The sequence below is a fragment of the Persicitalea jodogahamensis genome (genome assembly GCF_014651615.1).
Taxonomy (GTDB): domain Bacteria; phylum Bacteroidota; class Bacteroidia; order Cytophagales; family Spirosomataceae; genus Persicitalea; species Persicitalea jodogahamensis.
This window is the reverse complement of sequence record NZ_BMXF01000002.1, coordinates 1,027,578-1,043,100: the sequence shown is the minus strand read 5'-3', so window position 1 is coordinate 1,043,100 and position 15,523 is coordinate 1,027,578. Positions and strand designations below refer to the sequence as shown.

Here is a 15,523-nt window from a genome sequence, read left to right as displayed (position 1 = left end):
AAAAAATATTGAAAGAATAGAAAGTAGGTGCCCGAATGATCAGTTTGACAGGGGTAGTTTTTTAATTAATTGTTCGCACCGATCAGCAGGAGAAGAAAGAAATTATCGCGCAGTGCCTGTACTGAGCGATATAGCAGGTTGTACACGGACTGATCCGAAAGATTCATAATTCGGGCGATCTCGCCCGGCTCGAAATTCTCGAAGTACCGCAGGTGAACTGCCTCGCGCTGCCGTTTGGTAAGCTGGTTCAGGGCGGCGGTCAGGCGGCGTCGCTGCTCGTCGTCAATTTGTTGCGAGATAAGGAAATCCTCGTGGGAGAAAGTGACTTCCAGCCGTTCTTCGTCGCCGGGTGTCCATAGCCTGAAACGTCCGGATTTTTCCCGGAGGGAATCCACGATCGTCCGGCGTAGCGCCTGACAAAGGTAAGGTGTCACCTCGCGAACCTCACCCAACGACTGGCGCTTATGCCACAGTTTCAGGAACAGCTCCTGGATGCAGTCCTTAATGACGTCCTCATCGGAATACAGCCGAAAACCATAGCGATACAGTTTGTCGTATTGAGCCAGGAACAAGTCCGCCAAAGCCTGTTGGTTCCCGCTTCGAAATGAAGTCCAAAGGGTCGAGTCCTGTTCTATGTCAAAGGCTGATAATTTTACCATGATCTGCCAAAGGTGCAAAATTATTCCTGAATAAATCTATTTGATTTACCCCGTACTTTCCAATCCCCTACTAAGTATCAACCGGACATTCCGGTGCTATCATGACGACTCAGCCAAGAAATTTTTCCGCAAAATCCTCTTTGTACGATCTCCCGATCGGTACAATCGCCTCATCGTCCAGGTAAATTTGATTGCCTGATACCTTGACGATCTTTGTAGTATTGACGATGTAGGATTTGTGAACCCTTACAAACTGGCGACCGTCCAGTACCTCCAGCCAATTCCTGAGCGGCTCGGACGACAGGTGCTTCTTTTGGGGCAAGAAAATTTCTGTGTAGTCAGCATCCGACTTGATGTACAGGATATCGTCCGTTACGATTCCGATGTGTTCGTAGCCCGACTTGATGAAGATTTTGGGCCGGAAGACAGGTGCCGCACTTTCGTGTAATTGCGATTCTGCCGTATTGTGTGAAGGTACTTTGGAAACCGCCTTGACAAACCGTTGAAAGGAGAAAGGTTTCAACAGATAATCCACGACGCTGAAATCATAACTCACCAGGGCATAATCCGAAAAGGCGGTGGTGAGTATGACAGGAGGAAGTTCAGGTACCGCTTTCAGAAAATCAATACCCGAAATTTTTGGCAAATGAATATCCAGAAAGATCAGATCCACCGGCGCCGATTTAAGGTAGTCCATCGCCTGAATGGCATCTGAATAGGTACCTGCCAGATGGAGGGTGCCGATGTCTTCGATGTACTTTTTCAGAATGCGCTGGGCGGGCGGCTGATCTTCAATAATGATACAATTCATGCCGGGTTTGCTGGGTCAACTGCATTGATAGGTATACCTCATATTGATCATCAGAATCTTCAATCGTCAATTTGTGAGCTTTCGGATAGAGAAGCTTAAGCCTTTTCATGACATTCTCCAGCCCAATGCCCTTGGCAAGATTCTCAGTATTGCCCATGGGCCGAAAACTATTCTTACAGGAAAAATGCAGTTCGCCGTCTTCCAGAAGCTGAATAGTTATATCGATCCGGATATTGTCGGATTGGCTGGCCTGGCTGTGTTTAAAGGCATTTTCAATAAATACAATTAATATCAAAGGTGCAATCTGAAATTCCGGATATTGGATGTGGGCGGAAAAATTGACCGTTCCGCGTTCTTCAATCTGCATCTCGTACAACTCCGTGAAATTCTCCAATTGCTCGACTTCCTTCGATAAAGAGACAAACTTCTCCCGGCACTCGTATAACATATACCGAAGCACCGAGCTAAGTTTCAAGATGATTTCGGGTGTTTTCGGAGAAAATTCAATCGCGTAAGAATAAAGGTTGTTCAGGTTATTGAATAAAAAATGAGGATTGATCTGTGATTTTAAGAATTTAAGTTCGCTCTCCCGGATCGTACTTTTTAATGATTCCACTTCCTGCTGCTTTCCTATGGCATCCCAGGCAAACTTGAACCCCGACAGGACGGTGATAACAGGCAAAACGGCCCAAAGGCTGAAAAAAACCCCCAAAAAACGCCGGCCCCTGGTATCCGGAAAATAGATTCTTTCTATGACTAATTCTTCCAGAAGGATCACAACCGTAATCGCAACTACCACACCAAGGATAAATTGCCAATGCTTTTTTTGGTATAAAAAACGAGGCAGCAATGAATAATTGATTACGAAAGCTGCCGTCGCATATGTCGCAAAAAAAACGAATTGATACGGTTCTATCCGCGGATTCCGTCTGTCGTAAGAATAAAAAATAAACACTACGACATGCAGCAGTACCTGGAACAAAACCTCTTTGTAGGGCAGTATTGAGGTATGATTTTTAATAGTCATAATGATCAAAGATAAACATTATCCCTGCGGATCAGAACAATTTGAGCCGAACGACACTTTCAATACTGTCAACGTCAGTTCTAGTCTGGTTTTAGCAGATTTGCGGTTGGGAGGGCAAGTCGGGTCGTTCACAGATTTTATTTTTCTACGCCTTGGTATTCCCTTTTCTTTATAGTGGTATTAAAAAAAGATAATCAAAATTAAATAATGTAATGAGCAGATATATAAGACATTTGGGAATACTTTTAAGCATACTACTGAGTACTGGAATAGCGAACGCTCAAAATGAAGAAGTAACCGTCACGGGGATTGTCAAAGAAAAGGCAAGCCAGCAGCCTATTCAATTTGCCACGGTCATGATTGGGAATAAAGAGACGGGAGAAGCCATCACCGGCACCACAACCGGCGAGGATGGGAAATTCAGTATAAAAACCACGGCGAGTGATTTTTTTGTGGAAGTAACCTTTATCGGTTATGAGTCGCAGGCAAAGCGAGACATCACTATCAGAGACGGAAAGGTGGATGTCGGGGTCATTCAACTGGCCGAGGATAGCCGATCATTGAAGGAAGTGGTAGTCAGAGGTGAAAAGTCGAGGACCGAATTCCAGCTGGATAAGCGGGTGTTCAACGTGGGCCAGGATTTGGCCAGCACCGGAGCGGGTGCTCTGGAAGTACTGAATAATGTCCCCTCAGTAAACGTGACCATCGAGGGCCAGATCACGCTGCGGGGCAGCGCCGGAGTCCAGATACTCATCGACGGCAAACCCTCCGTGATGGCCGATCAGCAGAGCAATGCGCTGGGCACGATTACCGCCGACATGATCGAAAGTATCGAAGTCATCACCAATCCATCGGCCAAATACGCCGCCGAGGGTACTTCGGGTATCCTGAACATCATTCTGAAAAAAGAAGAGAAGAAGGGACTCAACGGCTCAGTAACCCTGAATACGGGAGTCCCCCAAAACCATAGTGTAGGGGTAAGCCTGAACCGGAGAACTGAAAAATTCAATCTGTTTACCCAACTGGGCGTAGGGCATCGCTCCCTCCCCCAATACTCCGAATCCATAAACCAGGACCGCATCAACAACACTACGGTCAGGAGCGATGGCACCGAATACCGGAATGAAACATTTTACAACGTCATTCTTGGCACCGACTACCACATCAACCCACTGAATGTTATTACTCTGTCCGGTAATTTTGCCTACGAGGTAGAGAAGCAGCCCTCCCGTTACGATTTCAGCTTTTCGGATAGTACCGGCGCTATCGTCTCGCGATGGAATCGTCAGGAGACTACCCAGGCGACCAATCCGAAGTACCAGTACGAGCTGCAATACGAGAAGAAATTTGAGGACAACGAAGACCATGTGCTGCTATTCAGCGCGATTGGTAGTTTCTTCGGAAAAGATCAGTCTTCCGAATTTATCAATACGCCGGTATTCGGTGAAAATTTCAATAACGACCAGCAAACCAATACTAAATTTCAGCAGGCTGATTATACCTTCAAGCTGGATTACACCAACCCGCTCACTGAGAAAGTCACGATAGAGACGGGCGCTCAGTACCTGATCAATGACGTGGGAAATGACTTTGCCGTGCGGGAACGCATTGATGGTACTTTGGTGACGATCGACCGCCTGACCAATAATTTTGAATACAACCAGAAGGTACTTGGCGTGTACGGAACCGGATCGTACGAAGGCAAAAAGTGGGGCGTGAAAGCGGGCCTCCGAGTGGAAAACACGGACCTGAACACTTTGCTAACCACCACCAACGAAGCCAATAACCGGAACTTCACCAACTTGTTCCCTACCCTGCACAGCTCGTACAAGTTAACCGAAAAAGTATCGGTGCAGGCGGGGTACTCCAAGCGTATTTACCGGCCCCGGCTTTGGGATTTGAATCCATTTTTCAATATCAGGAACAACTTTAATATCCGCGTCGGCAATCCGGATTTGCTACCTGAATTCACTGATTCTTTTGAGCTTACCAGCATTTTTAATTTAAAAACGGCCTCCCTCAATGCCACGGTCTACCACCGCGCTACTTCCGATGTGGTGGAAAGGGTATCTACCTTCGAGAACAATGTGAATACTACCCGGCCCATGAATATCGGTACGAACAAAACTACCGGCTTTGAACTGAACGGCGATTACAGCCCGAATAAATGGCTTAAAATAACGGGGGATCTCAACATCAACTATTTTGTGCGTGAGGGCGAATTTCAGCAGCAGTCGTTCGATTTCAGCGGAGATCAGTGGTCGTCCCAACTGACGTCCAAAATCGGTCTTCCCGCTAACTTTGATCTGGAAATCAGCGGCAACTACCAGTCCAGCTACCGGACGGTGCAAAGCCGGGTTACCGGCTACGCCTTCGCTGATTTGGGAATACGCAAAAAATTGAAAGGCGGCAAAGCGGTCATCAATTTGGGAGTCCGTGACATTTTTGCCTCCCGCATCCAGGAAAGTGTAATCGAGCGATCGAACTTCTACCTCTACGATTTCGGTCAGCGCGGACGCTTCGTGACGTTAGGCTTCAGCTATGGCTTCGGAAAAGGCGAAGCGATGACCTATTCGGGGAGTCGGAGGAGGTAGAAACTACCATTTTTGCTTGTTAACTAAAAAGGCTTCTACATCACGTAGAAGCCTTTTCTGCTATATCAATCAATTTGAAAACGTTGTTTGCAATCATATTTACCCCTTTACCTCCATCGTCCCTTTTCCTATTTTCACGTTCTTCCCAACTACCTTATCGGGCCGGTCCTTACCTGCTTTCACCGTGAAAGTACCCTCGCCAAATACCCTCGGTTGGTACTCTTTTCCCTGCACCCGCTCGGTATATAAGATTTCGCCCGAAGCCTCGTCCACCACCTGAACTACCGGATTTTCGGTAGTGAATTTTAAAGTGGGTAGGTAGCCCGTCACTTTACGGCCGTCATTTTCTGTTACCGGGAATCTCCTAGGCCAGCCGGGAAACTGCTCGCCATCGCCCAGCGCAGCTGCGGCAAAGCGGGGCCAGCATTCAAATGTAATTTCCCTTGTCTTTTTGTTGAAACGCACCAGTCCGTAGCCATCGGCGCGGGCGTTCCGGTTTTCGGCCAATTCTTTGCCATTCTTAGGCTTGGGATTGGCGTAGGCGTACATCGTAATCTTGTTGCCTAGACCATCCTCGTAGTCACCCGTCCAGGGAAGTGCATTGTTTATGGGTTCGCCACCGCCCGCCTTCTCATCCAGCGGCCACCACCAGCGGCCATAGACGGTGTTGACCAAGGCCGGATTGGTAAACGACATGGGCCCGTCGCGGTAGGTATCGATGCCATGTTTCACGATCACGCTCAGGTGCTGATCGCCACAGAGGTGCGTAGCTCCGCAGCGGCGCAGTTCCCGCAGGGCATTATTGCGGCCCGTTTGCGGCCAGCCGTTGCAGTCGAGGTCGGCCAGCAGTCGGTTCTCCATAGTTCCGTGCAGGTGGACAGCCCCACAGAAGGCCGTTTGGGATAAAACGGCTTTCATTTCGGCACCTTCCCAGTTCTGCCCCCATTCGTGCAAAAACTTGATCTGCCGCTCACCCAACAGTTCTAAGCCTGGCACATCCACCGCCTTTCGGTCGTAAGCGGGATCCACGATGTGGTCGGGACGTGGTCCCATTTTGGGAATGGTGCCGTTAGGCCCAGTCTTGAACTTACGGTCTTCGACGATGGCAAAATCCACCCCGCCGATTTTGAGATTAGTATAGTATACACCGATCCCCTGCTTGATGGGTGTCGGGTCGTAGGCATCCGGCAAGTGCCAGGTCTGGCAGCGTTCCACCATCTTGACGTATTCCGGCGGATAATAGTACCCCCCCGTATCGCCCGCCGGGCTGTCGGCCACGCCGCCGCCTGCGCCCCAGAAGTTTCCCTGCCCTACATCGTGATCGTCGGGAATCATGATGACGGGGCGGTCTTTCATGATCTCGGCAAACTGCACGCCGAATAGTAGTATTCCGTAGGTGTGGTACTGGTGGACGTACGATTGGTCACCCGCAAAAAATAAGATATCGGGATCATGGTGCTTCAGGTTTTCGATGTACTCGTTCCGCGCCTCAACGGTTTCATCTCTCGGGGAGTTGCACGACATCGTCGCGATCTTGATTTCATCCTGATTGATCGGATCGGGCCGTATGGTTCCCTCGAAAGTCGCTTGCTTTCCCAGACTCACCCGGTAGGGTACTTCGGCCGTATCATCCCACTTCTTGACCCGGAAATGGGCACTCCACCCGGGATAGACGATTTTCTCCTGAGCAATTTTCTTCCATTTGCCGTTCATCTTCATTTCCAGCGTCACAGCTTCGGGCTCATTGGGATACAATGGAAAAAGCTGGGCGGTCATTTTCAGCACGCCCCGGTCGTGGGTGTACACTGCGTAGGCGATCACCTTATCACGGGGCCGCTCCTGCATGAAGCGGCTCATCTGTTTGTCCCCCTTCCAGTTCCACCATTCGCCGGTGGCGCAGGCGTCCAACGGCTTGCCCCGCTCGGTTCCGAACGGAAACGGATCGTTCATCTTATCGTACGCGCTGGCGTATAGCGATGGCAGGTATGCGGCCAGGGCCAGCCCGGAGGTTTTTTTTATAAATTGACGGCGGGTATTTTTGTCGGGGGTCATGGGAATATCTCAGATAATTAGAAAAGCTTTTGCATCAATAGAGATAGAGAAGTCCTTCCATTACCCATTTCGCTGGCCGATTTTTCCTGCAAAACAGGTTTTGTAAAGCACGATTGACCAAACAATCGTAGAACCATTGTTGTATATTTGTGTACTTTTCAGTGTTTAACAACGCGTTTTAACTTGAAAATAACTTTACAGACAGATCTGGAAATTTGGAACATGTTCCGCGCCGGCGACCGCGAAGCATTTGCCAGGATATTTGAGCAGCATTACCGGCAGCTCTATTCCTATGGCAAGCAATTCCTGGTGGACGTATCTCTGACGGAAGACGCCATTCAGGATCTTTTCATCAACCTGTGGCGCACCCGTGAAAACTTATCCGAAGTTGACAATATCAAATTCTACCTTTTTCGCAGTCTGCGCCGCAACATCCGGCGTCTGTCAGAACGCGAAAAACGGCTTCAGCATCAGGATGTATTCCAGACTGACGGTTCTGAAAACAGTCTTATTCATTCACCTGACTTTGGTGCAGAGAGCGAAGAATCGCTACTGACCCGCCGGTTGAAATCCCTCATCGAAAACCTTCCTAAACGACAGCGTGAAGTGGTCATGCTGCGGTACTACGAAAACTTCTCGACCCATGAGATCGCCCTCATCATGGGTGTTACAGAAAAGACGGTCCGCAACACTCTGTTCAATGCCATGACCACATTGCGAGGAAGCTCCAGTCTTCTCAAAGCCTGCCTCGGTGCGATTTTGCTCTTTCTTTTTCTCTCCTGACAACAACCGTTGCATCGGGGGACTTCAATCATTTGCCATTCGGTGCTTTTATATAAAAAAATTGCATTCAAATGGGTCATGTCAGGATCATAACGTCTTTATCATTCTATAACCGTTAGCGGTCGCTGCCGCTGAACAATCATTTACCCTTGGAAAACTACCAGCACTACACCGTTGAAGAATTCATTCACGACAATCAGTTCAGGACGTGGGTATCAACCGAAAATCCCGAAGCAGAAAAATTCTGGCAGGCATTTCAGGAGCGGTATCCGGAACAAAAACCAACTTTGAAAGCCGCCCGCTCACTTTTTCTGGCACTGCATGAGTCGCAATCCATCCCTACCGATGAGCAGGGACGGCGGATATGGCTGGCCATCAATGAGGCAACTGCGCCGGGTGTCTATGATGAACCAAGCGAGGAAGAACTACCGGAAGCAAACCTTAGCCCCATATGGGGGTGGCTTAGGGCTGCCGCCGTTGTCCTCGTGGTATTGGGTGTGGGATGGCTCGCATTCTGGAAAGGAAACGAAGCGCCCGCGACTTATTCGGCCCAGGCACTGGAATCCAACATACCACTGGTTGAGCGAAAGAATGAGACTGGAAAGCCTTTAAATATTGAGTTGAGCGACGGCAGCCGGATCGTGTTGTATCCCGACAGTCGGCTTAGCTATGGAAAAGCTTTCGAGGATTCAAAGCGGGAAGTTTTTCTGTCTGGCAAAGCCTATTTTGAAGTAGCGGAAGACACGACCAGGCCATTCCTGGTTTTTGCCGAGAATCTGGTCACGAAGGTAGTCGGCACCAGTTTTTTTGTCGATGCTTTTGCCCAGAACCAAACGCCGACGGTGGAAGTCCGCACGGGCAAAGTGAAGGTGTTCACGCTGGAAAAATTCCGCGAGTCGCAGCAGGGAAAACCTGAGGAAATGCTGATACTTACCGCAAACCAGCAAGCCAGCTACGATAAAGTCAAGAAAGGTTTTTCTGCCAGTCGCGTGCCGAAGACCGCTCCCGTCAAACCTGCCGAGAGTAAATCTGATTTCAATTTTCAGAATGTAGCCGTAGTGGATGTATTCAAAACGCTGGAAACATCTTACGGCGTAAAAATCGAATACAAGGACAAGGCCCTGACAGGTTGCAACATTACCGCACCGCTGGGTGCAGAACCCCTCTTTCGTAAACTCGATATCGTGTGTCAGACCATTGGCGCCACCTACGAAGTCTTTGAAACCAGAATCGTGATAACAGGGTCAGGGTGCATGTAATACGATGGCGCCGATCCGCCTGAATTCTTTCCTAAAAGCCTTATCAATTTTCCATTATCTAACCCAAATCTTTATGCAAAACTTACTACTCCTATTTCCTCAACCGCGCAGAATGATGGGCATTGCTTTTTTGCAATGCGCCTTCGTTCTCATTTTTGCGAGCCTTTCTCTGGCTCGCGATGGCATGGCGCAAAAAGTTCTGGATCAGAAAATCACGGTGCAAATCCAGAATCAAAAACTACCCGCAGTGTTGCGAAGCCTGGAAAAAGCAGCCAATGTGCGTTTTGCCTACATTCCGCAGCTTGTCTCAACGAACAAGCGTGTTTCTGTCAATGCAAAGGATGAAGCGCTGGGCAGCGTGCTGAATGGATTACTACTTCCCAACGGACTGGCGTACGAAGTTTCGGGGGATTTTATTGTACTGAAAAAATACGAAGGTGCCGAAAAAGGCAGTATGTCCAAAAACAGCTCAACTAAAAACGTAGACATCACTGTGAACGGCAAAGTTACCGACGAGAATGGCGGTCCGCTACCCGGCGTAAGTGTAGTGCTGAGAGGTACCCAACGCGGCACTACGACCGACACGCAGGGCGACTTTTCGCTCAATGTGCCCGATCAAACGGCGGTACTTGTTTTCAGTTTTGTGGGCTACAAGAGCCAGGAAGTAACCGTAGGCAGCCAAAGTACTATAAACTTATCCCTCCTACCCGACGAAAGCGCTCTCGATGAGGTAGTTGTCGTGGGTTACGGCACGCAGAAGAAAGTGAATGTGATTGGCTCAGTTTCCCAAATCGGGGAAAAACAGCTTGAAAATCGGCCCGTGACTCAGGTATCACAAGCCATAACTGGCCAGATGCCCGGAGTTACCGTTACCCAGAATACCGGTCGTCCCGGCGTAAATGGGGGTACCATTCGGGTTCGGGGCGTGGGTTCTTTTGGTGCAACGCCCAATGCACTGGTGCTGATCGACGGCATTCCGGGTGACATGAACGATGTCAATCCCAATGACATCAAGACCATTTCGGTCCTGAAAGATGCCTCATCGGCGGCCATTTATGGCGCTCGTTCGGCGAATGGGGTCGTTCTGATCACCACGAAAATGGGCGTTTCGGATAAGTTGTCCGTCAGCTATGACGGCTATACCGGGTTCAACACCGCGACCAAACTACCTGATTTCGTCAATTCATGGGAATACGCCGAGATGTTCAACATTGCCTCGGGGAGTAATAGCTTTCCGGCGGAAGAGATCGCAAAGTACCGGGCTCAGAATGACCCTGACAATTACCCAAACACCCGATTTTTAGAAGATTTGTTCTCAAGCAGCGGACAGCAAACCCAGCACACGATCACGCTCAACGGCGGCAACGAGAACAATAAATTCTTTCTGTCCGGCGGTATTTTGCAACAGCAGGGAATCGTTCCCAAGAACAAGTACCAGCGATTTAACCAACGGTTGAATCTGCAAAACAAAATCGGCAACCATTTCGAGATAACTACCCGCCTCTCCGGTTCCATTGATAAAAGAGATGAGCCGCAGGCTACGGGAAACAAAGGCGGAGATATCACTAACCAGCTCATCCAAAATGCCGTACGATACCCGGCTATTTTCCTGGGCCAGGCCTCCAATGGTGATTTTGGTTTAGGACCCGAAAGTGGAGGGACTCCGGCTGCCTGGCTGGCCTCCGATTCCTACCGTCGGGCTCCCACTTCACGATTCGGGATCAATACTAAGCTGGATTGGAAGCCTTTGCCCGGCCTGATTTTTTCGGCCATTGGCGGGTATAACTTCTCGCTGCTTGAGGAGCGTTCCTACTACGCTTCGCAAAGGCTCACCGACCAGATCACCCTCAACCAGTCGTCCTTGAATCAGGAAAGCAATAAGCAGATTTACAAGACGATGCAGTTCACGGGTGAGTACAACAGGGAACTTAAAAATCATTTTTTCAGCGCTCTATTGGGTTACTCTTTTGAACAGCAGGATTTCTCCTACTTCAATTCTTACCGCCAGGATTTTCCCAGCAACCAATATACCGTATTGGACCTGGGAGGTCTTGAAAACCAGCAGAATGGCGGATTTGACGCAGCCTGGGCGATCCAGTCGGTATTCTCGCGTTTGAAGTACAGTTTTATGGAAAAGTACCTCGTCGAGGTGACGGTCAGGAACGACGGATCGTCCCGCTTCCCGGATGGCCAGAAATACGCTCTTTTTCCCTCGGCTGCCGTTGGCTGGCGCTTAGGCCAGGAGGACTTTATGAAGTCTATCCCCTGGCTTTCCAATTTGAAGCTGAAAGCCTCCTATGGTGTGCTAGGTAATCAGAACATCGGAAACTACCCCTACCAGCAGGTGCTGGCGGCGGGCCGAAACTACCCCTTTGGCAACACACTTAACATCGGAGCGGCTTATGCCAACTACACTGACCCCAACATCAAGTGGGAAAGCACCACAACTTTCGATCTCGGCGTCGAATCCGGCTTTTTCAATAACAAGTTGTTGTTCAACGTCACGTACTTTGACCGGCAGACCGACGACATTTTATTCAGACCTTCTTCGAGCGTATCTTCAGTGTTAGGAGTCAATATTGGAGAAACCAACACCGGAGCAATGAGCAATAAAGGCTGGGAATTTGACCTGAGCCACAGAAACCGCATTAAGGATTTTGGCTATTCGTTCAATGCTAATTTCTCAATTATTAACAACGAGGTGGTTACGCTTGGTTTAGGTAACGTTACCCAACCCAACGGCCTGGTAGGCAATGGATCCAATTTGTTTATTGGCTATCCGATGCAGATGTTCTACGGGTATCTTTCCGATGGCGTGTTCCTTAACCAGGATGACATTACCCAATGGCCTGACCAAACTAAGGTTACCCCCAAGGCCGAACCTGGCGACATCCGCTATAAGGATATCAGTGGCCCGGAGGGAGTACCGGATGGAAAGGTAGACCCCACCTATGACCGCACCTACCTCGGAAGCCAGATTCCGAAATATACCTTTGGAGCCAACCTTGGATTTACCTACAAATCATTTGACTTCTCGACTTTCCTGCAAGGCGTGGCGGGCGTGAGCGGCCAACTGGGTGGCTATGCGGGCTATGCCTTCAACAATCTTGGAAATATTCAACGCTGGCAGATGGACGGTCGCTTCAATCCTGACAATCCAACCCGTTACCCTGACTACCCACGTCTGGAAGTGATTACCAACAGCGGAACGCCCAATACCGTCGATTCGGATTTCTGGGTATTGAACTCTTCTTACCTACGAATTAAAAATTTACAGTTAGGCTACAGTTTGCCTGAAAATTGGCTCAAACCCCTGCACATCAGTCGAACCAGAATCTATGTAAGCGCTGAAAACCTTCTTACATTCAGCAAGTACCGTCAGGGCTGGGATCCCGAAATCAATGGAGTGGATATCCCCGGATCCGGCAATAATGGCAACGGTGCGTATTACCCCATTCTCAGAACGGTAACCTTTGGTATCAACCTCAAACTTTAAAATATTATGAGAACTTATAAAAACCTGGCAAAAAGCGCCAGTCGCCTTTTCATAGCCTTGCTGGTGCTGTTTTCCTTTTCTTGCGGAGAAGAACTGGAACAATTTCCTACCAACTCCTTCTCAAAGGGTAACTTTTGGACTTCTGAAGCCAACGCCAACATCGCGTTGACGGGAATGTATCGGGGATCCCTGCTTTATAATGTCACGGTAAATCCTTCGGATTGGTGGTCTTACACAGGTATCGTATTCCTGGAACATGCCACCGACAACGCCTACGACAGAAGAGGCGATAATGCCAACCAAAATCGCTTGACGAACGGTACGCTGCTACCCAATAACGGGGTGGTGGGCAACTACTGGTCGGCTTCTTACGAGCGGATTACCATCTGTAATGATTTCTTGGAAAACATTGATAAAGTCTCCATGGCCCAAGCCAAAATCGACCGTATGAAAGCAGAGGCCAGATTTGTCAGGGCCACGCAGTACTTTTATCTTTCGCAGTACTTCGGTTCAGTCCCCTTGGTGCAAAAAACGCTGACGCCCGAAGAGGCCAATAACGTGGACAAAGCTCCCAAGAGTGAGGTTGTGCAATTCGTGATTTCGGAAATGACCGCCGCGGCGCAAGCACTGCCGTTTTTCGGCCAGTTGGGAAATAGCGAAATAGGAAGAGCCAGTAAGCAGGCGGCTTGGGGTTTTCTGGGCCGAATTCTTTTGAGTGAGAAGAAATACCCCGAGGCTGCTGCGGCCTTCAAGCAAATCATGGATAAGGGCGATAATATCATCGACCCCGACTATCGCTCCATCTTTCTGCCTACTAATGAGAACAGCAGCGAGAACATTTTTAGCGTGCAGTACCTGGCCGGGCAAGCCCCGAACGGTCTGCCCCAGCACACTTTCCCTGCAATTTTGTCCGGCTGGCATATCGTAAACCCATTGGGTAGTCTGGCAGACGCTTACGGATTCGATGACGGTACCCCGCTTTCCTATTCCGATCCCCGGTTTGATGTCAGTGATATGGGGAAAAATCGCGATCCTCGCTTTCGGTATAATTTGCTATGGGACGGAACGACCTTCGGTGGGCGGAAGTACGTCTGTCATCCCGATTCGTCCCAGTCGCTGGATCAACTTACTTATTCGAAGCAAGCCACCCGGACGGGTTACGGGCTACGCAAGTTTTTTACTGAGGATTTTTCGGGCAACCTGCGTAATGACTACGGAGGAAACTTTCCCATCATCCGTTACGCCGAGGTACTTCTGAGCTATCTGGAAGCCGAGCTGGAAGCAGGCAAGCCCATCACGCAGGAACTACTGGACATGACGATCAACAAAGTCAGAACCCGACCGTCCGTCAATCTGCCGCCGTTGAAAGCGATGTCCGCCGCCCAGCTACGACCCATCATGCGCAACGAGCGACGAATCGAGCTGGCCTTTGAGGGCCACCGCCTGTGGGACATATTCCGTTGGAAAATTGGGGAGGAGGTACTTACGGGAGATTTCTGGGGTGCACCTTTCCCGAACTCTACCCTACTTCCCAAAACTTCCAAGAAAAAAGATCCGACGAATCGAAGTCGCTGGTTCGTCACTTCCAAGAATTTCCGGGCCGACGATTACGTGTGGCCGATTCCGCAGTCAGAAGTCAACGTAAATCCAAAGCTCGGGCAATAGATTTTTCTCATAGGTAAGATTGGATAGCTGTCGGCCCTTGGCTGGCAGCTATTTTTTTTCTCCTGCTTACTGGATTCTACTGCCATGCCTTTCTCAGCAACCGCAGCCAGTTGCCATGAAATACTTTTTCAATGTCTTCGGATGAATACCCTCTCCGGGACAAAATACTTTCGTATTTGGCTAGGTCAGCAATGGTATCCATATCGTAAGGCATTTGCTCGATACCGAATAGTCCGTCGAGGTCAGTGCCAAAAGCAATATGGTTGGCATCGCCGGCCAACTGACAAATGTGATCGAAGTGATCCACCAGCTTTTCCATGTCAATTCCGAGCGATCTGGCACCCTCTGCTTTCCGCTGATGGTAATCCGGGCAAAGCATCCAGCTATCCAAAGCTCCGCCCATGACCGCCCCGCGCTCGATAAGTACTTTCAACTGCTCGTCGCTGAATTGCCGCTCGCCCGGTACGAGGGCGCGGCAGTTCTGGTGACTCGCCCACACGGTTCCCTGGAAAATATCCATTGCCTCGAAGAAACCTTTGTCGGTCAGGTGCGTGGCGTCGAGAATGAGGGAATGGCGATCCATTTCGCGCAGCAGATCTTTTCCAATTGGGGTCAACCCGCCGCCGCCGCCGTGGGTGCCGGGCGCGTATCTGCCCGGTCCGTAGTGCGCCGGACCAATGGCGCGCAGGCCTTCTTCTACGTACCTTTCCAGGTAGTTGACATCAATGACTGAGTCAGCACCTTCGAGGCTCAGAATATAGCCAACGGGTTTCTGGCTGTTCAGAATGCTTTCATCCTGCCACAATTGCAGGTGGTTCTCCAGCTGCTGCCGATCCGTGATCTGCACCATCTCGCCCTGCTCCTCCATCACCCGATACCAGGCCAATTGCCCCTGCGCGAACGCAAAGGCCTGCTCGGGGGAGTGCCAGCCTACGAGTTTGGAAGAGGAGTGCGACGCGCCTTCCGCCGCGACGCGCGAGATAATCGTCGCCACCACCAGGCCTACATTGCCTCTTCGGAGATCTGGCAACGCCACCGATCCGTTGCCCCGGTCGGGCGTGTCGTCCATTCCCAGAGAGCGTTCCCTGTTACGAATTTCCTGCACGGATTTTTTTAAATCGCGATTCAGGCTCAGGGCGTTGGTCGCGAGGTCGAGGTGGGCGTCGATGGTAAACAT

The 15,523-nt window shown here is 49.9% G+C and carries 10 protein-coding genes; 5 read left to right on the top strand and 5 right to left on the bottom strand.

Annotation, left to right across the window (positions count from 1 at the left end; translation table 11 throughout):
* Nucleotides 1-65 precede the first annotated feature (65 nt).
* The 3 genes from IE117_RS14580 to IE117_RS14570 all read right to left on the bottom strand — a co-directional run bounded on the left by IE117_RS14580 (nucleotide 66) and on the right by IE117_RS14570 (nucleotide 2,152).
* Nucleotides 66-659 (bottom strand): RNA polymerase sigma factor, encoded by a 594-nt coding sequence (locus tag IE117_RS14580; RefSeq protein WP_189565162.1) that lies wholly within the window; start codon nucleotides 657-659, stop codon nucleotides 66-68.
* A gap of 109 nt (nucleotides 660-768) precedes the next feature.
* Nucleotides 769-1,470: a LytR/AlgR family response regulator transcription factor gene (locus tag IE117_RS14575; RefSeq protein ID WP_189565161.1), complete on the bottom strand. Its 702-nt coding sequence runs from the start codon at nucleotides 1,468-1,470 to the stop codon at nucleotides 769-771.
* Nucleotides 1,451-2,152 carry a sensor histidine kinase gene (locus tag IE117_RS14570; protein ID WP_229580888.1) on the bottom strand — a complete coding sequence of 234 codons (702 nt, stop codon included), beginning with the start codon at nucleotides 2,150-2,152 and terminating at the stop codon, nucleotides 1,451-1,453. The genes IE117_RS14575 and IE117_RS14570 overlap by 20 nt, the downstream gene beginning before the upstream one ends.
* Nucleotides 2,153-2,709: 557 nt before the next feature.
* Here IE117_RS14570 and IE117_RS14565 point away from each other — a divergent pair.
* The gene (locus IE117_RS14565; protein ID WP_189565159.1) at nucleotides 2,710-5,091 is read left to right on the top strand and encodes a TonB-dependent receptor; all 2,382 of its coding nucleotides are present in this window, start codon (nucleotides 2,710-2,712) and stop codon (nucleotides 5,089-5,091) included.
* A gap of 99 nt (nucleotides 5,092-5,190) precedes the next feature.
* On the opposite strand, the gene IE117_RS14560 is transcribed toward IE117_RS14565, so the two are convergent.
* The gene (locus IE117_RS14560; RefSeq protein WP_189565158.1) at nucleotides 5,191-7,143 is read right to left on the bottom strand and encodes a hypothetical protein; all 1,953 of its coding nucleotides are present in this window, start codon (nucleotides 7,141-7,143) and stop codon (nucleotides 5,191-5,193) included.
* Nucleotides 7,144-7,326: 183 nt separating this feature from the next.
* Here IE117_RS14560 and IE117_RS14555 point away from each other — a divergent pair, with 183 nt between their 5' ends.
* The 4 genes from IE117_RS14555 to IE117_RS14540 all read left to right on the top strand — a co-directional run bounded on the left by IE117_RS14555 (nucleotide 7,327) and on the right by IE117_RS14540 (nucleotide 14,346).
* A complete protein-coding gene (locus tag IE117_RS14555; RefSeq protein WP_189565157.1) occupies nucleotides 7,327-7,926 on the top strand; it encodes an RNA polymerase sigma factor in 600 nt (199 codons plus the stop codon).
* Between the two features lie 149 nt (nucleotides 7,927-8,075).
* Nucleotides 8,076-9,185, top strand: a complete 1,110-nt coding sequence (locus tag IE117_RS14550) for a FecR family protein (protein WP_189565156.1) — start codon at nucleotides 8,076-8,078, stop codon at nucleotides 9,183-9,185.
* A gap of 73 nt (nucleotides 9,186-9,258) precedes the next feature.
* A complete protein-coding gene (locus IE117_RS14545) occupies nucleotides 9,259-12,681 on the top strand; it encodes a SusC/RagA family TonB-linked outer membrane protein (RefSeq protein ID WP_229580886.1) in 3,423 nt (1,140 codons plus the stop codon).
* A gap of 6 nt (nucleotides 12,682-12,687) precedes the next feature.
* A complete protein-coding gene (locus IE117_RS14540) occupies nucleotides 12,688-14,346 on the top strand; it encodes a RagB/SusD family nutrient uptake outer membrane protein (protein WP_189565155.1) in 1,659 nt (552 codons plus the stop codon).
* Nucleotides 14,347-14,422: 76 nt separating this feature from the next.
* Here IE117_RS14540 and IE117_RS14535 read toward each other — a convergent pair whose 3' ends face one another.
* Nucleotides 14,423-15,523, bottom strand: a complete 1,101-nt coding sequence (locus IE117_RS14535; protein WP_189565154.1) for a dipeptidase — start codon at nucleotides 15,521-15,523, stop codon at nucleotides 14,423-14,425.